Genomic DNA, 23151 nt, shown 5'->3' with positions numbered 1-23151 from the left:
AAGAGGCATTCCCACGCAAAGCGTGGGAACGAGCGTGGCGGCTTAGAGCTCTACAACAACTGCTTGGGAAGCACGGGTCGCCTTGGCACGAGCCGCTTCAATCGACTCGTCCCGCGCCAGTGCCACGCCCATGCGGCGCTGGCCGTTCACTTCAGGTTTGCCAAACAGACGCAACGCTGTATCCGGCTCGCTCAGCGCGGCGCCAAGGTTGGCGAATGCGGTCTGGGTGGACTGCCCTTCCACCAGAATCACCGCCGACGCCGAAGGGCCGAACTGGCGGATCAACGGGATCGGCAGGCCGAGAATGGCGCGTGCGTGCAGGGCAAACTGCGACAGATCCTGGGAAATCAGGGTCACCAGGCCAGTGTCATGGGGGCGCGGCGACACTTCGCTGAACCACACCTGATCGCCCTTGATGAACAATTCCACACCAAACAGACCACGACCGCCCAAGGCTTCGGTTACCGCCTTGGCAACGCGCTCGGATTCTGCCAAGGCAACCGGGCTCATAGCCTGTGGCTGCCAGGACTCTTGGTAATCGCCCTTCTCCTGGCGATGCCCCACCGGCGCGCAGAAAGTAGTACCACCGATGTGGCGCACGGTCAGCAGGGTGATTTCGTAGTCGAAATCGATAAAGCCTTCGATGATCACCCGGCCCTTGCCGGCACGCCCGCCCTCTTGAGCGTAGTCCCAGGCTTTCTGCACGTCGTCGGCGCTGCGCAACAGGCTCTGGCCCTTGCCCGACGAACTCATCACCGGCTTGACCACGCACGGAAAGCCCAGGTCCTGGACGGCCTTGCTGTAGTCTTCGAAGGTATCGGCGAAGTGGTACGGCGAGGTCGGCAGGTCCAGCTCTTCGGCGGCCAGGCGACGGATGCCTTCACGGTTCATGGTCAGCGACGTGGCGCGGGCGGTGGGGATCACGGTGAAACCTTCGGCCTCCAGCTCGACCAATGTCGCGGTGGCGATGGCTTCGATTTCCGGCACGATGAAATGCGGCTTCTCCGCCTCGATCACCGCACGCAATGCAGCACCGTCGAGCATGTTGATCACATGGCTACGGTGCGCCACCTGCATGGCCGGCGCATTGGCGTAGCGATCCACGGCAATCACTTCAACGCCCAGGCGCTGCAGTTCGATTACCACTTCCTTGCCCAGCTCACCGCAGCCACACAGCAAAACGCGGGTCGCGGTTGGCGACAATGGAGTTCCGATTCGGGTCATCTCAGGTCCTCAGGGGAGCGGATCATGGGGGAGAAAGGCCGGCATTTTACATGAACTGCAAAAATTGGCCTCAGTTGGCGACAGCCCGCCGGCGGATGCGCCAGGCCATGATCAGCCAGACCACGGTGACCCCGGCGAATTTGGACACCAACGCCGTGCCCGCCACCGCCGGCGTCAGTGCGCCGATCAGGCCGAAAAAGATAAAGGTATCGAGGGGAATGCTCAGCGCCGAACTTATCCACAGGCGGTCATGCAGCGGGCGCTTGGTGATGCTGAACACCAGCCAGTCGATGCACTCGGACACCGCAAACGCCGTGGCACTGGCCAGGGCGATGGACGGGTCGGAGGTGATATAGGACAGCACCAGCGCCGCCAGCATGGCGATGATTGCGCCATGGCCGAAGCGGGTTTGCACCATGTCGCGCAGGATAAATACCAGGCCGCCCCAGGCGGACCAGATAACGTCCAGGTGCGGGGCGGTGGAGAAGGCGAAGTTGATCAGCACGACGCTGCTGATGTAGGCGATCAGGAAAAACATGGAGGATGGACCTGTGGGCAATGCCGCACAGGGTACACAATTACAAGGATGTCGTCTGGCAGGGCCTCATCGCAGGCAAGCCAGCTCCCACATTTGACGGTATTCACACATCAAGGGTGGGAGATGGCGGCCTGTCAGGCGCCGGATTTCCCAGGGGTCATCCACATCATCCCGCTCGCCACCGCCCGCTCATGGCACAACCCCAGCACCACCCGGCGCTCGGCGTTGTCCATGCGGCTCCAGCGCGTGATTTCATCCACATTGCGCTGGCAGCCGGTGCAGATATCGTCATCATCCAGTGCGCAAATGCTCACGCAGGGCGAGGCGACCGGTCGTTCAATTGTGCTCATTCCTGCTGCTCAGCCAGGTCACGGGCATAACGCTGCGCGTTATGCACATAGTGCGCGGCGCTGGCTTCGAGCATGCGCTTTTGCGCCTCGGTCAGCTCACGCACCACTTTGCCTGGCGAGCCCATGACCAGCGAGCCATCGGGGATTTCCTTGCCTTCGCCGATCAGCGAGTTAGCGCCAATGATGCAGTGCTTGCCGATCTTGGCGCCGTTGAGGATCACCGCGTTGATACCAATCAGGCTGTAGTCGTCGACGGTGCAGCCGTGCAGCATGGCGTTATGGCCAATGGTCACGCCAGTGCCCAGGGTCAGCGGGTAGCCCATGTCGGTGTGCATCACGCTGCCGTCCTGCACGTTGCTGTTCTTGCCGATCAGGATCAGCTCGTTATCGCCACGCAATACCGCGTTGAACCAGACGTTGGCGCCCTCCTCCAGCTTGACCTTGCCCACCAGGGTGGCATTGGGTGCCACCCAGCTGTGGGGGTGCATCTCGACGCGGGCGTCGCCCAGGCGGTACTTCATGGTTTTTCCTCACGGCTTGCCATTTAAACGATGGCTTATAGATTGATGAAGCTCTTGGGTGGCTGGTGCAGGCTGATCTTGGCATCGTCATAGAGCAGGTTGATCAGCTCGACAATCATGATTGCCGTCAGCCCCCAGATTTTGTATTCGCCGAACCGGTAGCTGGGCACATACCAACTGCGGCCCTGGTAATCAATGCGGTGGGTATGTTCGCGTGGGTCCTGTCGGAAAAAGTCCAAAGGCACGCTGAAAACGGCGGCAATCTCGGCGTCGTTGGCCAGGTATTCGACGTAATCGGGGACCACGCCCACATAGGGCGTTACGCGGATGCCGTGCAGGGAAATCAGCGGGCTCAACGGGCCAATGACTTCAACCAGCCCCGGCGGCAGGCCGATTTCTTCTTCGGCTTCGCGCAAAGCGGTAAAGATCAGGTCCGGGTCTTCGGGGTCGCGGCGCCCGCCGGGAAAGGCCACTTCGCCACCGTGGGTCGACAGCCCGCTGGCGCGCAGGGTCAGGATCAGCTCGGGTTCGTCACTGCGGGTAATCGGCACCAGCACCGCCGCCTCGGGGAAACGCCCGTCGGTTTCCAGGGTATGGGGGGTGTGATTGCTTACCCGGCGAAGTAGCTCGTCCAGCATGAGTCATCTCGGTCTGTTGGCTACCTTGCATCATGCACCAAAGCGTGCGAGCGCCCAACCCCAAAACCGCAGAGCTGTCGCTAAACGACAACTTGCAGGAACGCCCGGCACCAAGCCAAGATGTGCCCATTCTCCAGGAACCCCAGCATGAATTTCTGCAGCCAGTGCGGCAAACCGGTGACCCAACGTATTCCCGAAGGCGACGCGCGCCTGCGTTATGTATGCGATCACTGCTCGACCATTCATTACCAGAACCCCAATATCGTCGCCGGTACCGTGCCGGTGTGGGGCGACCAAGTGCTGCTGTGCCGCCGCGCCATCGAGCCACGCCTGGGTTACTGGACCCTGCCCGCCGGCTTTATGGAAAATGGCGAGACCGTCGAACAGGCCGCCATGCGTGAAACCCTGGAAGAAGCCTGCGCCCGGGTGCGCAACTTAAGCATCTATACCCTGATCAATGTGCCGCACATCAGTCAGGTGCATATCTTCTACCGCGCCGAATTGATCGATCTGGACTTCGCCGCTGGCCAGGAGAGCCTGGAAGTGAGGCTGTTCGACGAAGCCGATATCCCTTGGTCCGAGCTGGCTTTCCGCACGGTCGGGCGTACCTTAGAATGCTTCTTCGCTGACCGTCGCCAACAGGCGTACCCGGTACGTAGCGAATCTGTGCCACCGCTGTCCAAGCCCGCCCAATAACAAGCCGGCCAATGTCGCGAAAGGGATACCGTTTCAATGCGTTGGTTGCTTGCTCTGATCTGCCTGTCGTTCGCCACGCTGTCCCCGGCCTCCACGGTGCAAACCCTTGGCGGTAAAACGGTCGAGAAAGTCCTGGTACTCAAGTCCGCCCACCAGCTGCAGTTGATCAACGACGGCAAGCCGTTCAAGACCTATCGCATTTCCCTGGGCAAGAACCCCAAGGGCCACAAGCTGATCGAAGGCGACCGCCGCACGCCCGAAGGCCTCTACTGGCTCGACTGGCGCAAGACCAGCGACCGCTTCAACCTGGCCATGCACATTTCCTACCCGAACATCAGCGACGCCGCCCGCGCACGCCGCGAAGGCGTGAAGCCGGGCAGCATGATCATGATCCATGGCACCCCCGACACCGAAGACTACCCGGAACAGTGGTTTCACACCCTGGACTGGACCGACGGCTGCATCGGCATGCGCAACGTGGATATGCGCGAAGTGTGGAACCTGGTCAAAGACGGCACCCTCATCGAGATTCGGCCGTAATCCCACGCCGTTCGTAAAATAATTCGAAAATAATTCCTGCCCCAGGCAGCGCTTGCCGGTGAATACCAGTTCACCGCGCGGGACCCTGCACTTATGCGCGCCACAAAGACCTCTCTAATACCACTTGATACCAAGCCCCATTAAAGCGCCTTGAAACCGGGATTCGCACCGTTTTGGTAGCATTGACATGGTATTTAAGTGGTATTAGTTTTCGGCCATTACCGGGCGACAACACTCCAATAACGCATCGGAAACCTGACAGATGAACCCCATCCTGGCCCTGCGCCCCGACGACAAGCAATCCACGCCGCTGTACCTGCAACTGGCCCGCAGCCTTGAAGCAGCGATCCATGCCGGCCAGTGGAAATCGGAACAGGCCCTGCCTTCGGAACGCGCCCTCAGCGAGCAGTTGAGCATCTCGCGGGTCACCGCTCGTAAAGCGCTGGAAGTGTTGCTGGCTCAAGGCCTGATCCGTCGCAGCCAAGGCTCCGGCACCTTTATCACGCCGCGCCTGGAACAACCCTTGTCGCGCCTGTCGGGGTTCAGCGAAATGCTGCGGCTCAAGGGTTTTGTGCCCACATCCCAGTGGCTGGAACGCGACATCACCCCGCCGACCCATGAAGAACTGATCCGCCTGGGCCTGTCGCCCACCGACAAAGTGGCGCGCCTCAAGCGCCTGCGCAAAGCCGATGACACGGTGATGGCGATTGAAATGACTGCCATGCCAGCGTCGGTGTTGCCCCACCCCCAGGCCATCGGCAATTCGTTGTACGAATACCTGGAAAGCATCGGCAAGCCCATCGTGCGCGCCTTGCAGCATATCCAGGCGATCAATGCCTCGGATGAGTTTGCCGCGCTGGTGGGCATCGCCCCCGGCACCGCCATGCTGCTGATGACCCGCGTGGGCTACACCGCCGACAACACGCCGATTGAGATCACCGACACCTACTGCCGCAACGACTACTACGACTTTGTCGCAGAGCTGCGCCGCCATGATTATTCCGCCGAATTGCGAACTTAGAGAACTGCCCATGACTGAAGACAATATCCTCACGCCCAGCGGCTGGATGCGCGGTCGCCTGGTGCATGAGCACGGCAAGGTTGTCGCCATTGACAGCACGCCGTGCGACCCGGCCGACAACGACCTGCCCTACCTGCTGCCGGGCTTTATCGACCTGCATGTGCATGGCGGTGGCGGCGCGGACATCATGGAAGGTGCGGGCGCCTTCGAGACCATTACCCGTACCCACGTGCGTTTTGGCACCACCTCGCTGCTGGCCACCACCATGACGGCGCCGGTGGAAGAAATCTCCCGGGTACTCGGTGAGCTCGGCACGTTCTGCGAACAGCGGCCAGCCGGCAGCGCCCGCGTACTCGGCGTGCACCTGGAAGGCCCCTACATCAATCCGGGAAAACTCGGCGCCCAACCCAACTTCGCCCACACCGCGTTGATGCAGGAAGTGGAAGCCTACCTGCGCCTGGCGCCGATCCGGGTGATCACCATCGCCCCGGAAATCGCCGGCCACGACGCTCTGATCCGCGCCCTCAGCGAACGCGGCGTGCGCATGCAGATCGGCCACACCCTGGGCAGCTATGAAGAAGGCGTTGCCGCCCTGGCCGCTGGCGCCACCAGCTTCACCCACTTGTACAACGCCATGAGCCCGCTGCATCACCGCGAACCCGGCATCGTCGGCGCCGCGCTGGCCCACGCCCAGTACGCCGAGCTGATCCCGGACTTGCTCCACGTGCACCCCGGCGCCATGCGCGTGGCGTTGCGCTCGATCCCCTGCCTGTACTGCGTCACCGACTCCACCGCCGCCGCCGGTATGCCCGATGGCGAATACAAGCTGGGCAGCCACACCGTGACCAAATGCCTGGGCGGCGTGCGCCTGGCCGACGGCACCCTGGCCGGCAGCACCCTGACCATGGATCAGGCGCTGCGCAACCTGGTGAAAATCGGCCTGCCAATCAGTGAAGCCTCACAACGCCTGTCGCAATTTCCTGCGGACTACCTGGGCCTGGAAGAACGCGGCCGCCTGCAACCCGGCAGCTTTGCCGACTGCGTGCGCCTGGACCGCTCCCTGACACTCACCGACGTAATGGTCGAAGGAGACACCATTGACTTCAAAAATGCTTGAAGAGGCCCTGGCCTCCTGCGACGCCGTCGCGGCCCAACTGCAACGCCTGAATCCCATGCTGGAAGAAGTCGCCGGGCGCCTGCGCCGCCAGCCACCGCAAGTGGCGATGACCATCGCTCGCGGCAGCTCCGACCACGCCGCCAGTTACTTCGCTTACCTGGCCATGCAGCACGCGGGCATTCCCGTGGCGTCGCTGCCGATGTCGGTGGTGACCCTGTTGCAGGCGCCGATGAAAGTCAGCGGCCAGGTAGCGTTTGGTTTCTCCCAATCGGGGCAGAGCCCGGATCTGGTCAATAGCCTGCGCCTGTTACGCAAACGTGGCGCCTTGAGCATCTCGCTGGTCAACGCCGAAGACTCGCCACTGGAAGCCGCGTGCGAATTCCATGTGCCGCTGTGCGCCGGGCCGGAACTCAGCGTGGCCGCCACCAAAAGTTTTATCGCCACCCTCAGCGCCAGTGCGCAACTGATCGGCCACTGGAATCAGGAAGCCGACTTGCTGCAAGCCTGTCAGGCCTTGCCCGATGGCCTGCGTGACGCCGCCACACAGGATTGGCGCACGGCCATCGACGCCCTTAAAGGCAGCCAGCGCTTGATGGTCATCGGCCGAGGCGCCGGGTTTGCCATCGCCCAGGAAGCCGCGCTCAAGCTCAAGGAAACCTCGGCGATCCAGGCCGAAGCCTTCAGCAGCGCCGAAGTGCGCCACGGGCCGATGGCGCTGATCGACGAGAACTACCCCCTGCTGGTGTTCGCCCCACGCGGCGCCGAGCAGGCCGGCCTGTTGAGCCTGGCCGCCGATATGCGCCAACGCGGTGCCCGCGTGCTGCTGGCTGCGCCGGATGACATCGCCGAACGCGACCTGACCCTGAGCCGCGCTGAACACCCAAGCCTGGACCCGATCCTGGCGATCCAGAGTTTCTACGTGATGGCCGCAGGCCTTGCCGAGGCGCGAGGTATGGACCCGGACCAGCCGCGTCACCTGAGCAAAGTCACCCGCACGCACTAAAGCGGCGTTTTCCTGATGAGTACCGTGCCCATGCCCAACAACAATAATCCATTGACCCTTAGCGCCCCCTTGAGTGGGCCGGTGCTGGCCCTGAACCGCGTCCCCGACGAAGTGTTCGCCAGCGGCGCCATGGGCGACGGTCTCGCTATCGACCCGCTGAACGATTGCCTGCAGGCGCCCTGCGACGGCGTGATCATCCATGTCGCCCGCACCGGGCATGCGCTGACCATCCGCACCGACAACGGTGCCGAAGTGCTGATGCACGTGGGCATCGACACCGTGGAGCTCAATGGCGAAGGCTTTGCCTTGCTGGTGAAGGAAGGCGCACGGGTGAGCGAGGGCCAGCCGTTGGTGCAGTTTGATCTGGATCGTATTGCGCGCCAGTGCAAGAGCTTGGTGAGCCTGATCATCCTCACCAACAGCGACCGTTTTGCGCTGACGCCTCTGGCAGTGAAAAGCGTCAAGGCCGGTGAACCGCTGATGCAATTTGCCCCGCGTTCGGGCACCGCCGTGCAGGCAGCTGCGGATAACTCCAGCGCCGAAGCCAGCGCCAGCGTGCACATCACTCACCGTGGCGGCTTGCATGCGCGCCCTGCCGCACTGGTGCGCAAGACGGCGCAAGGTTTCAGCAGTCAATCGCAGCTGCACATCGGTGATAAATCAGCGGCGTGCGACAGCCTGATCGGCCTGATGGGGCTGGGTATTGGCGAAGGCGACGAGGTGCGGGTGACCTGCCGTGGCACCGATTGCGAAGCCGCGTTGCAGGCGCTGGTCGCCGCGCTGTCTGTGGTGGTGCACGAAGAACATCAGGCGCCGGTCGTGGCCACGCCCCGCCGCGTGAATACCCAAGCCAATGTACTGCAAGGCGTGTGCGCGGCACCGGGCCTGGTGTGCGGGCCGTTGTTCCGCCTGACGGGCATCGAGCTGCCGCAAGACACCGGCAGCCATAACGTCGAGGAGCAACAGCAACAGCTGAATGCGGCCCTTGAGCAAGTGCGCGGTGAAATCCGCAGCACCCTGGACCACGCTCGCCAACGCAAGAACGTCGAGGAAGAAGAAATCTTCGCCGCCCACCTCGCCCTGCTGGAAGACCCGGCGTTACTCGACGCAGCCACCGCTGCCATCGAACAAGGCAGCGCCGCCACCCACGCCTGGCGTGATGCGATCCAGGCCCAATGCGCCGTGCTGTTGGCGTTGGGCAAGCCGCTGTTTGCCGAGCGTGCCAATGACCTGCGCGACCTGCAACAACGGGTGCTGCGGGCGTTGCTGGGTGAAGCCTGGCATTTCGAATTGCCGGCGGGGGCGATTGTCAGCGCCCATGAGCTGACGCCTTCGGACTTGCTGCAACTGAGCGCGCAACAGGCCGCTGGCATCTGCATGGCCGAAGGCGGTGCGACCTCCCATGTGGCGATTTTGGCCCGGGGCAAAGGCCTGCCGTGCCTCGTCGCCCTGGGCAATGAAGTGCTCGACGTACCCCAAGGCCAGCGGGTGGTGCTCGATGCCGCCAACGGCCGCCTGGAACTGGCCCCCAGCGAAGCGCGCCACACCGAAGTTCACCAGATTCGCGAAACACAGAAATTACGACGCCAGCAGCAACAGGCCCAAGCCCAACAACCGGCGAGCACCACCGATGGCGTGACGGTTGAAGTCGCCGCGAATGTCGCCTCCAGCGCCGAAGCCAAGGTGGCGTTTGACAACGGCGCCGACGGCATCGGCCTGCTGCGCACTGAATTTCTGTTCGTCGACCGCCGCACTGCGCCGGATGAACAGGAGCAACGCCAGGCCTATCAAGCCGTGCTGGATGCCATGGGCGACAAGTCGGTAATCATCCGCACCATCGACGTGGGTGGCGACAAGCAACTCGACTACCTGCCGCTGCCCGTCGAGGCCAACCCGGTGCTGGGCCTGCGCGGCATTCGCATGGCCCAGGTACGCCCGGAACTGCTCGACCAGCAACTGCGTGCCCTGCTGCAAGTCGCGCCGCTGGGGCGTTGCCGCATCCTGCTGCCGATGGTCAGCGAGGTGGATGAACTGCTGCAGATTCGCCAGCGCCTGGATGAACTGTGCGCCGAGTTGGGTTTGAGCCAGCGCCCCGAACTGGGGGTGATGATCGAAGTGCCCGCCGCCGCGCTGATGGCCGAGCAGTTGGCCAAACACGCTGACTTTTTGTCCATCGGCACCAATGACCTGTCCCAGTACACCCTGGCCATGGACCGCGACCACGCAGGCCTGGCCGCCCGGGTCGACGCCCTGCACCCGGCACTGTTGCGGTTGATTGCCCAGACTTGCACCGGGGCGGCCAAGCATGGTCGCTGGGTCGGCGTATGCGGTGCCTTGGCATCTGACCCACTGGCCACGCCGGTACTGGTCGGCCTGGGGGTCAGCGAACTGTCGGTAAGCCCGCCGCAGATCGGCGAAATCAAGGACCGCGTCCGCCACCTGGACGCGGCGCAATGCCGGCAACTGAGCCTTGAGCTGCTCGACCTGAGCAGCGCCAAGGCCGTTCGCCAAGCCTGTCAACACCACTGGCCGCTGAGCTGAAAACAACAAGAATAGGGAGACACGCCATGTACCAACACTTTATCGAAGGCCTGCAACGCCTGGGCCGCGCCCTGATGCTGCCGATCGCGATCCTGCCGATTGCCGGCCTGTTGCTGCGCCTGGGCGACACCGACTTGCTCAACATTGCGGTGATGCACGATGCCGGCCAGGCGATCTTCGCCAACCTGGCGCTAATCTTCGCCATCGGCATTGCCGTGGGGTTTGCCCGTGACAACAACGGCACTGCGGGCCTGGCCGGGGCGATTGGTTACCTGGTGATGATCTCCACGCTCAAGGTGATGGACACCACCATCAACATGGGAATGCTCGCCGGTATCGCCAGCGGCTTGATGGCCGGCGGGCTGTACAACCGTTTCAAGGACATCAAGTTGCCGGAGTACCTGGCGTTCTTCGGTGGGCGACGCTTTGTGCCGATTGTCACCGGCTTCAGCGCGGTAGGCCTGGGCGTGATCTTCGGCCTGATCTGGCCGCCGATCCAGCACGGCATCAACAGCTTCGGCGTGCTGCTGATGGAAAGCGGCAGCCTGGGCGCGTTCGTGTTTGGCGTGTTCAACCGCCTGCTGATCGTCACCGGCTTGCACCACATCCTTAACAACATGGCCTGGTTCGTGTTCGGCAGCTTTACCGACCCGGTGACCGGCGCGGTGGTCACCGGTGACCTGACTCGTTACTTTGCCGGCGACCCCAAAGGCGGCCAGTTCATGACCGGCATGTTCCCGGTGATGCTGTTCGGCCTGCCGGCTGCGTGCCTGGCGATGTACCGCAATGCGTTGCCGGAGCGCCGTAAAGTGATGGGCGGGATTTTCCTGTCCATGGCGCTGACGTCATTCTTGACCGGGGTGACCGAGCCGATTGAATTCGCGTTTATGTTCCTCGCACCGTTCCTGTACCTGATCCACGCCGTGCTGACGGGCCTGTCGATGGCAGTCACTAACATGCTGAACATCCACCTCGGGTTTACCTTCTCCGGCGGCTTTATCGACATGGTGCTGGGTTGGGGCAAGTCCACCAATGGCTGGCTGGTGGTACCGGTGGGCCTGGCCTACTCGGTGATCTACTACACGGTGTTCAGCTACTGCATCCGCCGCTTCAACCTCAAAACACCGGGCCGGGAAGATATCCAGGTGGTGCAGGCTGAAGCGATGAGTGATAACCAGCGTGCGACGGCTTATATCCAGGCGTTGGGTGGTGCTGAGAATCTGCTGAGTGTGGGTGCCTGCACCACACGGCTGCGGTTGGACATGGTGGATCGCAACAAGGCGGTGGATGCTGAACTGAAAGCACTGGGCGCCATGGCTGTAGTGCGCCCGGGTAACGGCGGGAGTTTGCAGGGAGTGGTCGGGCCGATGGCCGATAGCATTGCTGATGAAATTCGCTTGGCGATGCCGGGGTTTGTTGCTGCAGCGCCTGTAGCGGTTGCGCCTGTGGATAAGCCGGTGGCCGTGAATGTACACGAGGCCGAAAAATGGCTGAATGCTCTGGGTGGCCGAGGGAATGTGCGCCAGCTGGAAGCGGTGGCGATGACCCGGTTGCGGGTGGAGTTGGGCGATGATTCGGGGTTGTCTGAAGCTCAGCTCACTGTGCTCGGTTGCCAGGGTGTGAGTCAGCTTGAGAGCGGTGTTTGGCACTTGTTGGTTGGTGACAAGGCCTCTGGCTTGGGTGAGGCGTTGGAGCGGTTGGTTACCCGCCCGATCAACGCCTGATCACCCTGTGACCGATCGTTCCCACGCTCTGCGTGGGAATGCCGCCCCGGACGCTCTGCGTCCCGCCCTGCGCAAGGGTGACGCAGAGCGTCACAGGATGCATTCCCACGCGGAGCGTGGGAACGATCAGTTAGCGGTGGCTGCTGACACTTCGTGAAGATCCAGCACCCGATCCACCATCAACTGGATCCCTTCCACCATCCGATGAATCCCCAGCACTGCATCACGCAGGGGGCCGTCGACATCAAAAGCCAGTTGACCCGCCAGTGCCTGCACGGATGCCAGGTCTTGGGAGGCGTTGGCGAGCAGGGTTTCGCTGTTCAGGTTGGTTAGGATGGTGAAGATTTGGTCGGTGGGCTGGGAATCAGATGGGGGATTTGGACTGTCTTTGATCATGGTAAACCTCTGGTGTGAAGTAAGAACTACCAGCATCACTTGCAGATGATGGGTGGCAGCTGTGTGCGGGCCTGCAAGACCGAGAGTCACCAGCAAGTCTCGGTAGACCCGAAGGTCTCCCGCACACAGCCGCCATAAATGGCGACCATGAAAAAGCGCCGCAATTATAAAGGCGCTTGTGACTAACTGGTGAGGTTTCGGCGGGCTTGCAGTCCCGGTCGCTGAATTGGCAGCGACTGACGAAGGTTAGTGGTACCCGTTCCGACGGACAACCTGAAAGGCTTGTCGGAAATCTCCGAGAGCTGAAGATATCGCAGACAGCAAAAACTCGGCCTAAGCCGTAATGCCGTTCAGTTAAGGCATTTTGTAGGAGCGAGCTTGCTCGCGAAAAACTCACAGGCGCCGCGTTCATTCAGGAAGCACGCGTTATCGTTGACGCTTTTCGCGAGCAAGCTCGCTCCTACAGAGGGCGATATACGCTTAACTGAACGGCATTAGGCCTAAGCCGAGTTCTTTGATAGCTATCTATACCTAGGCAGACTTCGCACGCTGGTCGGCTTCATAGTGGCGGGTCTGAAAAGGCATCAAGGTCTGAACCTTCAAACCCAGACCCTCACTTAATCCCCAGGACATTGCCAGTTCGTCACGACGACTGCGCAACGCAACAGCGCCTTGGGATTTCACGTATTGCCTTGAGGCTGAGAACAGTTCAAGCGCCTTCAACGCTTCCTTTACCCGACTATCGGTCGCACACGAAAAGCGTGTGAAGCGCTCAAGCAAATAGCCTGCGCGACGAAGCTCTACCTCACTGGAGTGCTCCTGAATGAACGCCCTCACCTCGCCCACAAGATTGGTATCCGAATACCACACAGCTTTCGCTGCACTGACCAAGGCAGCATCATCAGCCTGATTCAAGGGGCTTTTGACCAGTGTGTCCAAGGCGGAAGAGAGGACCGGACCGTTAAAGGGCTTCGCCATCTGCAGTCTCCAGATAATCGTGCAAGATATTGGTCAGTATGGATCTGGGTGGCTCTTTGTTGCCAACATACATATCAATCGCCTGCAATGCCAGCTGACGGAGCTCAGCGGTCACTATGAAGCCAGCCCTGAGCAACGCCATGATGTCATCTACATCCTGATCAGTGGCTCTGCCCAATTTGGAGATTGCAATGTCGATAGGCGCAGCTACATGAAGATGCAACGCAGACTCAAGAGGAAACTCTTCCAGGGGAAGACTTCGCTCCCAGTAGTCTTCGTGGAGCGGACCAAAGCTAGTGTTGTATTGGAGGTCATAGTTCAACTCCATGACACGGCCAGACTGCTCATCGAAAAACTGTTCTGGAAACTCTGCAAGCAATGTTCGTAGGCGCAGCGTGTCTTGAGTATTTGCGCAATAAATCTCCGCATCCACGTCGGTGGACACACGGTGGTGGGTATATAAATGAACAGCACAACCACCGAATACAATGACCTGGACCGCGCCCGGACTGGCGCCTTCGAGCGTCAATTCCATTTCAATGGCTCTGAACATTGAAATCAGAGCTTGCCCTAGCGCAGAGCTGGTATTGAGGCGAGGAACAACGAAATCTGGAATTTGCATATAGAATTTCAAACCGTACGCAAGATCATTGCTGGACGGGTCTTGAATTCAAGCCCCGATCACTGAGTTATCAGCGACCGATTGAGGCTAGGGAGACAGATTCCGACGGACAACCTGAAAGGCTTGTCGGAAAGTTCTGAGGCGCTTGCACCGACGCCATCGCAGGCAAGCCAGCTCCCACATGGGATTGATGTACGGTCTGACAACGGGGTCAAATGTGGGAGCTGGCTTGCCTGCGATTGGCACTTACAGCCAACAAAAAACCCGCCGACCAAACTGGCCCAGCGGGTTTCTTGTTTATGCAGCCAACAGATCAAAAATCCGCCAACTGCCACACCTCATACGCCGGTGTCTCATACGGGTGACTGAGTTTCAAAGCAGCCACGACAGCCACGATCAATTCATCCGCCACCACCAACTCAACCTTCCACTCTTCAACCACTTCAACCTGGCCCACCTGCCCGATAAACGGCTGACTGCCGTCCAACGCGCGGAATTGGCCCTGACCCAGCACTTGCCAGGCGCAGCTGTCGTAGTCGCCGATGCGCCCGCCGCCGGCTGCGAAGACGGCGGTTTTCACCGTCTCCACATGGCTGTCGGGTACGAAGAAGGCGAGCTTGTACACGGCCTTAGTTCACCCACACGCGAGCGTTGCGGAACATGCGCATCCAGGCGCCGTCTTCGTTCCACTCTTCCGGGCGCCACGAGTTCTGCACGGCGCGGAACACGCGCTCCGGGTGCGGCATCATGATGGTCACGCGGCCGTCGCGGCTGGTGAGGCCGGTAATACCGCGTGGCGAGCCGTTCGGGTTGGCCGGGTAGCTTTCGGTGACTTTGCCGTGGTTGTCGACGAAACGCAGGGCCACGGTGCCGGACAGGTCGGCTTCAAGCAGCGCTTCTTCGCTGCTGAATTCGGCGTGGCCTTCACCGTGGGCGATGGCGATTGGCATACGCGAACCGGCCATGCCTTGGAGGAAGATCGAGTTGGATTCCTGCACCTGCACCATGGCAACACGGGCTTCGAACTGCTCGGAACGGTTGCGCACAAAGTGCGGCCAGAACTCGCTGCCCGGGATCAGTTCGCTGAGGTTGGACATCATCTGGCAACCATTGCACACACCCAGGGTGAAGCTGTCGTTGCGTTCGAAGAAGCCCTGGAACGCATCGCGGGCACGGCTGTTGAACAGGGCCGACTTGGCCCAGCCTTCACCGGCACCCAGCACGTCGCCGTAGGAGAAACCACCGCAGGCCACCAGGCCTTTGAACTCATTGAGGTCAACGCGACCAGCGAGGATATCGCTCATGTGCACGTCGATCGCATTGAAGCCGGCGCGGTCGAACGCCGCCGCCATTTCCACCTGACCGTTGACGCCTTGCTCACGCAGCACGGCAACCTGTGGGCGGATGCCCTTCTTGATGTAAGGCGCGGCGATGTCCTGGTTGACGTCGAAGCTGAGCATGGTGCTCAGGCCCGGGTTGTCCTCTTCCAGGATCACGTCGAATTCCTGCTCGGCGCAGTCGGCGTTATCACGCAGGCGCTGGATCTGGTAGCTGGTCTCGGCCCACTGGCGTTGCAGCAAGCGGCGCTGACCGGTAAAGACCGTGTCGCCGTTGAACGAGATATTGACTTCGCCGTTGTTGATCGGCTGGCCAATCACCGCCACGCACTCGGCCAGGCCAGCGGCGCTGAACTGCGCGAGCACGTCTGGGGTAGCGTCCTGGCGCACCTGGATCACCGCACCCAATTCTTCGTTGAACAGGATGCCGTTGATTTCGGCAGCATCCTCGGCAACGCTGTCGAGCACGATGTTCAGGCCGCAGTGACCGGCGAAGGCCATTTCGACAACGCTGGTCAGCAAACCACCGTCGGAACGGTCGTGGTAAGCCAGCAGGTGGCCGTCGGCATTCAGGCCCTGGATCACGGCGAAGAAGGCCTTGAGGTCTTCGGCGTCGTCGACGTCCGGGGCCTGCTTGCCGAGCTTGCCGTGGGTTTGCGCCAGGATCGAGGCGCCCATGCGGTTCTGGCCACGGCCCAGGTCGATCAGGATCAGGTCGGTGGTGCCCTTGTCCATGCGCAGTTGCGGGGTCAGGGTCTGGCGGATGTCGGTGACCGGCGCAAAACCCGTGACGATCAACGACAGCGGCGACGTGACGCTCTTGTCGGTGCCGTCTTCGTTCCAACGGGTGGCCATGGACATGGAGTCCTTGCCCACCGGAATGGTGATACCCAGTTCCGGGCACAGCTCCATGCCCACGGCTTTAACCGTGTCGTACAGGCGCGCATCTTCACCCGGGTGGCCGGCAGCGGACATCCAGTTGGCCGACAGTTTGATGTCGGACAGCTTGCCGATACGCGAGGCGGCGATGTTGGTGAGGGTTTCACCAATGGCCATGCGGCCCGACGCCGGAGCGTCCAGCAGGGCCAACGGTGTGCGCTCGCCCATGGCCATGGTTTCACCGGTGTACACATCGAAGCTGGTGGCGGTGACGGCAACGTCGGCCACCGGCACCTGCCATGGGCCGACCATTTGGTCACGAGCCACCAGGCCGGTGATGGTGCGGTCGCCGATGGTGATCAGGAAGCTTTTGCTCGCCACGGCCGGATGGTGCAGCACGCGTTCGATGCTGTTGGCCAGGTCCAGCGTGCTTGGGTCGAAATCATCGCCCAGTTCAGCTTCACGGTTGGCCGAACGGTGCATGCGCGGGGCCTTGCCCAGCAGCACTTCCAACGGCATGTCCACGGGGCTGTTGCCGAAGTGGCTGTCGGTGACGGTCAGTTGCGGCTCGGCAGTGGCTTCGCCGACCACGGCAAACGGGCAACGCTCGCGTTCGCAAATGGCCTGGAAGCGTGCGAAGTCTTCAGGGCCAACGGCCAGTACGTAGCGTTCCTGGGATTCGTTGCTCCAGATTTCGTGCGGGGCCATGCCCGGCTCGTCGTTTGGAATGTTGCGCAGTTCGAAACGGCCACCACGGTCGCCGTCGTTGACCAGTTCCGGGAAGGCGTTGGACAAACCACCGGCGCCGACGTCGTGGATGAAGCTGATCGGGTTCTTGTCACCCAACTGCCAGCAACGGTCGATGACTTCCTGGCAACGGCGTTCCATCTCAGGGTTTTCGCGCTGTACGGAAGCAAAGTCCAGATCTGCCGAGCTGGTGCCGGTGGCCATGGAAGAGGCCGCACCGCCGCCCAGGCCGATCAGCATCGCCGGGCCGCCGAGCACGATCAGCTTGGAGCCAACCAGAATCTCGCCTTTCTTGACGTGTTCTTCACGGATGTTGCCCATGCCGCCAGCCAACATGATTGGCTTGTGGTAACCGCGCACTTCATCGCCACGCGGGGTGGTGATGGACTGCTCGAAGGTCCGGAAGTAACCGGTGAGCGCCGGGCGCCCGAATTCGTTGTTGAACGCGGCGCCGCCCAGCGGGCCTTCGATCATGATGTCCAGCGCGGTGACGATGCGCTCAGGCTTGCCGTACGGCACTTCCCACGGCTGTTCAAAGCCCGGGATCTGCAAGTTGGATACGGTGAAACCGGTGAGGCCCGCCTTGGGCTTGGCGCCACGGCCGGTAGCACCTTCATCGCGGATTTCACCGCCCGAACCGGTAGCTGCGCCCGGGAACGGGGCAATCGCGGTCGGGTGGTTGTGGGTTTCAACCTTCATCAGGATGTGCACCGGCTCCTGCACCGCGCCGTACTGGCGGGTTTCCGGGTCCGGGAAGAAACGGCCGGCGACGGAGCCGACGATCACCGAGGCGTTGTCCTTATAAGCCGACAGAACGCCTTCGCTGTGCATCACGTAGGTGTTCTTGATCATGCCGAACAGGCTTTTCTCTTGGCTTTGGCCGTCGATGTCCCAACTGGCGTTGAAGATCTTGTGACGGCAGTGCTCGGAGTTGGCCTGGGCGAACATCATGAGTTCGATGTCGTGGGGGTTGCGCTTCAAGCCGTTGAAGGCGTTGACCAGGTAGTCGATCTCGTCTTCGGCCAGGGCCAGGCCCAGCTCGGTGTTGGCCTTCTCGAGGGCGGCGCGGCCACCGCCCAGCACGTCAATGGCGGTGAGCGGCTTCGGCTCGGCGTGGCTGAACAGGCCGGCAGCCTGTTCCAGCTGGCTGACGATGATCTGGGTCATGCGGTCGTGCAGGCTGCTGGCGATCAGCTCCGCCTCGGCGTCGCTGAACTGGCCGGCGACGTAGAAGGCGATCCCACGCTCCAGGCGCTGGATTTTGTCCAGGCCGCAGTTGCGGGCGATGTCGCTGGCCTTGCTCGACCAGGGCGAGATGGTGCCGAACCGTGGCAGAACCAGGAACAAGCGGCCAGTCGGCTCTTGAACGGGAACGCTTGGGCCGTACTTCAGAAGGCGTGCCAGCACTTGCTGTTCGTCGGCGGTCAAGACGCCGGTTACGTCGGCGAAGTGAGCAAATTCAGCGTACAGGCCTGTAACAGCTGGAACCTTCTGGCTCAGTTGCTCAAGGAGTTTGCTGTGGCGAAAGGCAGAAAGGGCAGGAGCGCCGCGCAGGATCAACATCTTCGGGACAGCCTCGGGAAGGGGTGTGCTTTGAGGCCGTGCATTCTAGCGTAAACCTTCGCCAACGGCACCCGAAACGCTACCGGTGGCCGCCGCCGAACGTCAGTTGGCACGCTTTGCCTGGGATCAGGGCGTTATCCAGGGCATTGGGCGCAGTTATTTTAACCGTCACAAACGCTCGCCAAGCCCCGTTTCTGCGGGCTGCAGCACAGTTTTGCGCTGGCTAGCAGACAAGTGCGCCGCTGTCGAGATATGGCGCCGTGAGCCGTTTGCGTATACTGCGCAGATGTTCTTCCCAACTGTTTCGCGCCTGCGATGCGTCAAATGGCTCATCGCCACCTTGCTCTTCCTGATGCTCAGTGCCTGTGTTGATAAACCCAGCACACTGGAGCGAATCAAGGAGGATGGCGTATTGCGGGTGGTCACTCGCAACAGTCCCGCTACGTATTTCCAGGACCGTAACGGTGAAACCGGCTTCGAATACGAACTGGTCAAGCGCTTTGCCGACGACCTGGGCGTGAAGCTGGAAATCGAGACGGCCGACAACCTTGACGACCTGTTCAACCAGTTGAGCAAACCCAACGGCCCGGTACTCGCTGCCGCCGGCCTGGTGAGTAGCGACCAGCGCCAGCAGCAGGTGCGCTTCTCCCACCCGTACCTTGAAGTCACCCCGCAGATCATCTACCGCAACGGCCAATCGCGCCCCACCAACGCCGCCGACCTGGTGGGCAAGAAGATCATGGTGCTCAAGGGCAGCACCCACGCCGAACAACTGGCGGCACTGAAAAAACAGAACCCGGCGATTGAGTACGAAGAATCCGACGCCGTTGAGGTGGTGGATCTGCTGCGCATGGTCGACGAAGGGCAGATCGACCTGACCCTGGTGGACTCCAACGAAGTGGCCATGAACCAGGTGTACTTCCCCAACGTGCGCGTGGCCTTCGACCTCGGTAATGCCAGCAACCAGAGCTGGGCGGTGGCGGCCGGTGAAGACAATAGCTTGCTCAACGAGATCAACAGTTACCTGGACAAGGTCGAGAAAAACGGCACCCTGCAGCGTCTGAAAGATCGCTACTACGGGCACGTCGATGTACTCGGCTATGTCGGCGCCTATACCTTTGCCCAGCACCTGCAACAACGCCTGCCCAAGTACGAGAAACACTTTCGCGCCTATGCCAAGGCCGAGAAAGTCGATTGGCGGTTGTTGGCAGCCATTGGTTATCAGGAATCGCTGTGGCAACCCACGGTCACGTCCAAGACCGGCGTGCGTGGCCTGATGATGCTGACCCAGAACACTGCCCAAGCCATGGGCGTGTCCAACCGCCTGGACCCCAAGCAGAGCATCATGGGCGGCGCCAAGTACCTGGCCAGGATCAAGGATGAGCTGGACGACAAGATCGCCGAACCCGACCGCACCTGGTTCGCCCTCGCCGCCTATAACGTGGGCACCGGCCACCTGGACGACGCGCGCATCCTGGCGAAGAAAGAAGGCCTGAACCCGAACAAGTGGCTGGACGTGAAGAAGATGCTTCCACGCCTGTCGCAGAAGCAGTGGTATAGCAAGACCCGCTACGGCTACGCCCGCGGCGGCGAGCCGGTGCATTTTGTGGCGAACATCCGGCGTTACTACGACATCCTCACCTGGGTGACCCAGCCGCAGCTGGAGGGTAACCAGGTGGTGGAAGGCAACCTGCATGTGCCGGGTGTGGACAAGACCAAGCCTGCGCAAGACACCCCACAACTCTGATTACGACAGCCCGCACACTGCAAATCCCTGTGGGAGCCGGGCTTGCCCGCGATGGCGGCCTGACAGTCAAGGTATTCGGCGCCTGACACACCGCTATCGCGGGCAAGCCCGGCTCCCACATCTGATCATCGTCGCCTTATAGGCCGGTGAGCAGATGAACCACGCCGCCCGGCAGTACCATCACTGCGGGTACACCGGCAGCCTTCAACGCCGACTCATCCAACCCACCCACCTCCTTCAATTGCACCCGCACCCGCGTGAGCGCCACGCGCCGCTGTGACGTGACGTTGCCCTCCCCGCCCAACGCACCCAGCACATCGGCCGACAACAGGCTCGGAGTCGGCGCGGTAACCGTCTCCGCCACCAAATCAGGCGTCAGGGCTTTCCAGAACGCCCGCTGCAATTTCTCGAACATGCTCAGTGCTCCACAACAGGTGAGGTTTCAACGGTGGCCGCGTGGTACAGGCGCAGGGCCTCGCGTACTTGGTCGGCTTCTTCCAGGCCCAGCACCTGGCGGGCGATGATCTGGCAGTCGTGCAGGTCCAGCTCGCGCACGGTGGCCTTGATGGTGGGGATCAGCGGCACGCTGACCGACAGCTCATCCACGCCCAGGCCGATCAACACCGGCACCGCCATGGTTTCGGACGCCAGCGCACCACACACGCCTACCCATTTGCCGTGGGCGTGGGCGGCCTTGACGGTGATGTCGATCAGGCGCAGGACGGCCGGATGAAAACTGTCGGCCTGGCTGGCCAGGCGCGGGTGGTCGCGGTCCATGGCCAGGGTGTATTGGGTGAGGTCGTTGGTGCCGATAGAGAAGAAATCCACATGGGGCGCAAACACATCCGCCATCAGCGCCGCACTCGGCACTTCGATCATGATGCCCAGCTTGGGCAGTTCACTCAGGCCAAGCGCCTGCGCTTCCTCTTCGAGCATTTTGCGCGCCAGGCGCAGCTCCGACAGCAGGCTGACCATCGGCAACATGATATGCAGCCGCGCCAAGCCGGCGCTGGCAAGAATCGCACGTAACTGTTCACGCAACAGTTCGGGGCGTTCCAGGCACAGGCGGATACCGCGCAGGCCAAGGAATGGGTTGGTCTCGCTGTCCATCGGCACATAGGCCAAGGGTTTATCGCCGCCCACATCCAGGGTACGTACCACCAGATTACGCTCGGTGCCGAGGGCGCGGGCGATCGCGCTGTAGGTGTCGGCCTGCTCCTCTGCGCTCGGCGCACGGTTGCGTTCCAGGTAGAGGAACTCCGAACGCAGCAGGCCCACGCCTTCACCGCCCAGAGTCAGTGACTGTTCCACTTCCTGCAACGAGGCGACGTTGGCTGTGACCTCGACGTGGTGACCGTCGCGGGTGACCGCTGCCCGTGAGGCCTGCGCCACCTCACGCTGCAGCCGCAGCTTTTGCTGTTGGCGCACCGCCTGCAGTTGCTCGATTTCGGCCAGGTTCGGCTCCAGCTGCAGCTCGCCTTTGTCGGCATTGAGCAATACCCGCTTGCCGTTGGCCAAGGCCAGTACTTGGCTGGGTACGCCGCAAAGGGATGGCAGGCCGAGGGCCCGGGCGAGGATGGCCACGTGGCTGGTAGCGCCACCGGCGACCGTGACGAAGCCCAGCACTTTGCTGGTGTCCAGGCCGGCGGTTTGTGAGGGTGTCAGTTGTTCAGCGACCAGGATGGCGCACTCCGGCAGCTCCATGGACCGCTCTGGCACGCCCAGGATCAACTTGAGCACGCGCTGGCCGACGTCGGCCAAGTCCGCCGCACGCTCAGCCAGCAGCGCTTTGCCCAAGCCTTCAAAAAGTTTGGCGGTCGCCACCGTTGCCGTATTCCAGGCAAAGGCGGCACTCTTGCCTTCGGCCAGCAGGCTATGGGCTTGTTCAAGCAGGGTCGGGTCTTCGAGCAGTTCTTGGTGGGCGCGGAAGATCTCGGCCTGGGCGCTGCCGGCCGCCTTGGCCTGCAACGCTTGCAACGCCTCGTTTGCAGCCCGCAGGCCACGCGCCAATGCGGTACGTTCGAAGGTTTCTCCCGCACCGGCTTCGGGAATCTCAAGCGCTGGCTCAGCCACTTGGACAACCTGGCCGAACGCCGAACCCGGCGACGCACAGACGCCTCGCAATACGGAGGTCGAAGACGCAGGCGCAGCGGGCTTGCTGATTTTCTCGACCGCTACCGGCAGCGTCTCGCCACAGCCGTCGAGCAACAACACCACCAGCGCCTGGATAGCCGCCTCGGCATCCTCCCCCGCCGCGCTCACTTGCACGCTGTCGCCCTGGGAGGTCTGCAGCGCCATGATCGCCACGAGAGACTTGGCATTCGCGCTCAGGGTTTGCTTGTGCAGGAAAATGCTGGAACTGAACCCCTTCGCCGCCTGGGCAAACACCGCCGCAGGGCGGGCGTGCAAGCCGCTGGCATTGGGCAGGGTCACTGGCTTGGAAAACAGCGCATTGCCCTCCTCCTCGTCCACCTCAGCTTTCATCGGCCCCGGTGAGACCTGCAACAGTGGCTGGCCGGACTCGACCAGCGCCTGATCGGCCACCAACGGCACAAACGGCTCGCCGCTCACAATGAGCATCAAGGTCAGCAGGCTGCGTGCATTGAGCGCGACATAGTCGGCATCGAACTCAATCAGCGGCTGTCCGGCCTCCACCCGCTGGCCCTCCTCGACCAGCCGGGTGAAGCCCTGGCCCGCCAGGTTCACAGTGTCCAGGCCAATATGCAGCAGCACTTGCACACCGTTATCGGCGGTGACGCTGACCGCATGGCCGCTGTCCTGAATGTTGCTGATCACCCCAGCCAACGGCGCGCAGAGGGTTTGCGAGGTGGGGTCGATGCACAGGCCATCGCCAATCACGCGGCCAGAAAATACCGGGTCGGGCACCTGGTCCAGCGCCAGCAAAACCCCGGACAAGGGTGCCAGCAGTTCCAGGGGTTGAGATGTGATCATGACTTCACCTGTTTGTG

The 23151-nt window shown here is 61.9% G+C and carries 20 protein-coding genes; 8 read left to right on the top strand and 12 right to left on the bottom strand.

Annotated features, from left to right (window positions below; all coding sequences use genetic code 11):
• Positions 1-42: 42 nt before the first annotated feature.
• From purT to GIW04_RS02130, 5 genes are all read right to left on the bottom strand, one after another.
• Entirely contained in the window at positions 43-1224 is a 1182-nt protein-coding gene (gene purT, locus GIW04_RS02150; RefSeq protein ID WP_003193969.1) for a formate-dependent phosphoribosylglycinamide formyltransferase, read from the bottom strand.
• Between the two features lie 70 nt (positions 1225-1294).
• Positions 1295-1762 (bottom strand): preQ0 transporter, encoded by a 468-nt coding sequence (locus tag GIW04_RS02145; RefSeq protein ID WP_003193971.1) that lies wholly within the window; start codon positions 1760-1762, stop codon positions 1295-1297.
• Positions 1763-1896: 134 nt separating this feature from the next.
• On the bottom strand, positions 1897-2112 hold the full coding sequence (locus GIW04_RS02140; protein ID WP_003193973.1) for a DUF1289 domain-containing protein: 216 nt from the start codon (positions 2110-2112) through the stop codon (positions 1897-1899).
• On the bottom strand, positions 2109-2633 hold the full coding sequence (locus GIW04_RS02135; protein ID WP_003193974.1) for a gamma carbonic anhydrase family protein: 525 nt from the start codon (positions 2631-2633) through the stop codon (positions 2109-2111). The genes GIW04_RS02140 and GIW04_RS02135 overlap by 4 nt, the downstream gene beginning before the upstream one ends.
• Positions 2634-2668: 35 nt before the next feature.
• Positions 2669-3271 (bottom strand): CoA pyrophosphatase, encoded by a 603-nt coding sequence (locus tag GIW04_RS02130; protein WP_003193975.1) that lies wholly within the window; start codon positions 3269-3271, stop codon positions 2669-2671.
• A gap of 147 nt (positions 3272-3418) precedes the next feature.
• On the opposite strand from GIW04_RS02130, the gene GIW04_RS02125 reads away from it, so the two are divergent.
• From GIW04_RS02125 to nagE, 7 genes are all read left to right on the top strand, one after another.
• On the top strand, positions 3419-3967 hold the full coding sequence (locus GIW04_RS02125; RefSeq protein ID WP_003193976.1) for an NUDIX hydrolase: 549 nt from the start codon (positions 3419-3421) through the stop codon (positions 3965-3967).
• Between the two features lie 36 nt (positions 3968-4003).
• Positions 4004-4507: a L,D-transpeptidase family protein gene (locus tag GIW04_RS02120; protein ID WP_003193977.1), complete on the top strand. Its 504-nt coding sequence runs from the start codon at positions 4004-4006 to the stop codon at positions 4505-4507.
• 262 nt (positions 4508-4769) lie between these two features.
• Positions 4770-5528 carry a GntR family transcriptional regulator gene (locus GIW04_RS02115; RefSeq protein ID WP_003193978.1) on the top strand — a complete coding sequence of 253 codons (759 nt, stop codon included), beginning with the start codon at positions 4770-4772 and terminating at the stop codon, positions 5526-5528.
• 10 nt (positions 5529-5538) lie between these two features.
• Positions 5539-6645, top strand: coding sequence for an N-acetylglucosamine-6-phosphate deacetylase (gene nagA, locus GIW04_RS02110; protein ID WP_120248573.1), 1107 nt, complete (start codon positions 5539-5541; stop codon positions 6643-6645).
• The gene (locus GIW04_RS02105) at positions 6638-7648 is read left to right on the top strand and encodes an SIS domain-containing protein (RefSeq protein WP_413469043.1); all 1011 of its coding nucleotides are present in this window, start codon (positions 6638-6640) and stop codon (positions 7646-7648) included. Before nagA ends, GIW04_RS02105 begins: the two co-directional genes overlap by 8 nt.
• A gap of 30 nt (positions 7649-7678) precedes the next feature.
• Positions 7679-10189 (top strand): phosphoenolpyruvate--protein phosphotransferase, encoded by a 2511-nt coding sequence (ptsP, locus tag GIW04_RS02100; RefSeq protein WP_120248571.1) that lies wholly within the window; start codon positions 7679-7681, stop codon positions 10187-10189.
• A gap of 26 nt (positions 10190-10215) precedes the next feature.
• Positions 10216-11913: an N-acetylglucosamine-specific PTS transporter subunit IIBC gene (gene nagE / locus GIW04_RS02095; protein ID WP_236478925.1), complete on the top strand. Its 1698-nt coding sequence runs from the start codon at positions 10216-10218 to the stop codon at positions 11911-11913.
• Between the two features lie 126 nt (positions 11914-12039).
• Here nagE and GIW04_RS02090 read toward each other — a convergent pair whose 3' ends face one another.
• The 5 genes from GIW04_RS02090 to purL all read right to left on the bottom strand — a co-directional run bounded on the left by GIW04_RS02090 (position 12040) and on the right by purL (position 18435).
• Entirely contained in the window at positions 12040-12309 is a 270-nt protein-coding gene (locus tag GIW04_RS02090) for a DUF6124 family protein (RefSeq protein WP_020301367.1), read from the bottom strand.
• 531 nt (positions 12310-12840) lie between these two features.
• Positions 12841-13287 carry a hypothetical protein gene (locus GIW04_RS02085; RefSeq protein ID WP_032900861.1) on the bottom strand — a complete coding sequence of 149 codons (447 nt, stop codon included), beginning with the start codon at positions 13285-13287 and terminating at the stop codon, positions 12841-12843.
• Entirely contained in the window at positions 13271-13909 is a 639-nt protein-coding gene (locus GIW04_RS02080; RefSeq protein WP_005791146.1) for a DUF6036 family nucleotidyltransferase, read from the bottom strand. Before GIW04_RS02080 ends, GIW04_RS02085 begins: the two co-directional genes overlap by 17 nt.
• A 313-nt stretch (positions 13910-14222) precedes the next feature.
• Complete coding sequence (locus GIW04_RS02075) at positions 14223-14534, bottom strand: NIF3 1 (RefSeq protein ID WP_003193986.1); 312 nt, start codon at positions 14532-14534, stop codon at positions 14223-14225.
• Between the two features lie 4 nt (positions 14535-14538).
• Positions 14539-18435, bottom strand: a complete 3897-nt coding sequence (gene purL / locus GIW04_RS02070; RefSeq protein ID WP_120248569.1) for a phosphoribosylformylglycinamidine synthase — start codon at positions 18433-18435, stop codon at positions 14539-14541.
• A 286-nt stretch (positions 18436-18721) separates the two neighbouring features.
• Between purL and mltF the strand changes: the two genes are divergently transcribed.
• Positions 18722-20182, top strand: a complete 1461-nt coding sequence (gene mltF, locus GIW04_RS02065; protein ID WP_003193988.1) for a membrane-bound lytic murein transglycosylase MltF — start codon at positions 18722-18724, stop codon at positions 20180-20182.
• A gap of 136 nt (positions 20183-20318) precedes the next feature.
• On the opposite strand, the gene GIW04_RS02060 is transcribed toward mltF, so the two are convergent.
• Both GIW04_RS02060 and ptsP (GIW04_RS02055) read right to left on the bottom strand, forming a co-directional pair.
• Positions 20319-20597, bottom strand: coding sequence for a PTS transporter subunit EIIB (locus GIW04_RS02060; protein WP_120248568.1), 279 nt, complete (start codon positions 20595-20597; stop codon positions 20319-20321).
• A gap of 2 nt (positions 20598-20599) precedes the next feature.
• A complete protein-coding gene (gene ptsP / locus GIW04_RS02055) occupies positions 20600-23134 on the bottom strand; it encodes a phosphoenolpyruvate--protein phosphotransferase (RefSeq protein ID WP_120248567.1) in 2535 nt (844 codons plus the stop codon).
• Positions 23135-23151: the final 17 nt, after the last annotated feature.

It is taken from the genome of Pseudomonas sp. PA-4-8C (assembly GCF_021606625.1).
Classification (GTDB): domain Bacteria; phylum Pseudomonadota; class Gammaproteobacteria; order Pseudomonadales; family Pseudomonadaceae; genus Aquipseudomonas; species Aquipseudomonas lactis.
The sequence above is the reverse complement of the archived record's forward strand: the minus strand, read 5'-3'. Positions and strand labels throughout refer to the sequence as shown.

Coding starts and splice junctions, on each gene's coding strand:
- purL (WP_120248569.1), bottom strand. CDS start 18,435: ATGTTGATCCTGCGCGGCGCTCCTGCCCTTTCTGCCTTTCGCCACAGC.
- ptsP (WP_120248567.1), bottom strand. CDS start 23,134: ATGATCACATCTCAACCCCTGGAACTGCTGGCACCCTTGTCCGGGGTT.
- GIW04_RS02130 (WP_003193975.1), bottom strand. CDS start 3,271: ATGCTGGACGAGCTACTTCGCCGGGTAAGCAATCACACCCCCCATACC.
- GIW04_RS02125 (WP_003193976.1), top strand. CDS start 3,419: ATGAATTTCTGCAGCCAGTGCGGCAAACCGGTGACCCAACGTATTCCC.
- nagE (WP_236478925.1), top strand. CDS start 10,216: ATGTACCAACACTTTATCGAAGGCCTGCAACGCCTGGGCCGCGCCCTG.
- GIW04_RS02120 (WP_003193977.1), top strand. CDS start 4,004: ATGCGTTGGTTGCTTGCTCTGATCTGCCTGTCGTTCGCCACGCTGTCC.
- GIW04_RS02145 (WP_003193971.1), bottom strand. CDS start 1,762: ATGTTTTTCCTGATCGCCTACATCAGCAGCGTCGTGCTGATCAACTTC.
- purT (WP_003193969.1), bottom strand. CDS start 1,224: ATGACCCGAATCGGAACTCCATTGTCGCCAACCGCGACCCGCGTTTTG.
- GIW04_RS02115 (WP_003193978.1), top strand. CDS start 4,770: ATGAACCCCATCCTGGCCCTGCGCCCCGACGACAAGCAATCCACGCCG.
- GIW04_RS02140 (WP_003193973.1), bottom strand. CDS start 2,112: ATGAGCACAATTGAACGACCGGTCGCCTCGCCCTGCGTGAGCATTTGC.
- GIW04_RS02060 (WP_120248568.1), bottom strand. CDS start 20,597: ATGTTCGAGAAATTGCAGCGGGCGTTCTGGAAAGCCCTGACGCCTGAT.
- GIW04_RS02135 (WP_003193974.1), bottom strand. CDS start 2,633: ATGAAGTACCGCCTGGGCGACGCCCGCGTCGAGATGCACCCCCACAGC.
- GIW04_RS02090 (WP_020301367.1), bottom strand. CDS start 12,309: ATGATCAAAGACAGTCCAAATCCCCCATCTGATTCCCAGCCCACCGAC.
- GIW04_RS02085 (WP_032900861.1), bottom strand. CDS start 13,287: ATGGCGAAGCCCTTTAACGGTCCGGTCCTCTCTTCCGCCTTGGACACA.
- GIW04_RS02105 (WP_413469043.1), top strand. CDS start 6,638: ATGCTTGAAGAGGCCCTGGCCTCCTGCGACGCCGTCGCGGCCCAACTG.
- nagA (WP_120248573.1), top strand. CDS start 5,539: ATGACTGAAGACAATATCCTCACGCCCAGCGGCTGGATGCGCGGTCGC.
- GIW04_RS02080 (WP_005791146.1), bottom strand. CDS start 13,909: ATGCAAATTCCAGATTTCGTTGTTCCTCGCCTCAATACCAGCTCTGCG.
- ptsP (WP_120248571.1), top strand. CDS start 7,679: ATGCCCAACAACAATAATCCATTGACCCTTAGCGCCCCCTTGAGTGGG.
- mltF (WP_003193988.1), top strand. CDS start 18,722: ATGTTCTTCCCAACTGTTTCGCGCCTGCGATGCGTCAAATGGCTCATC.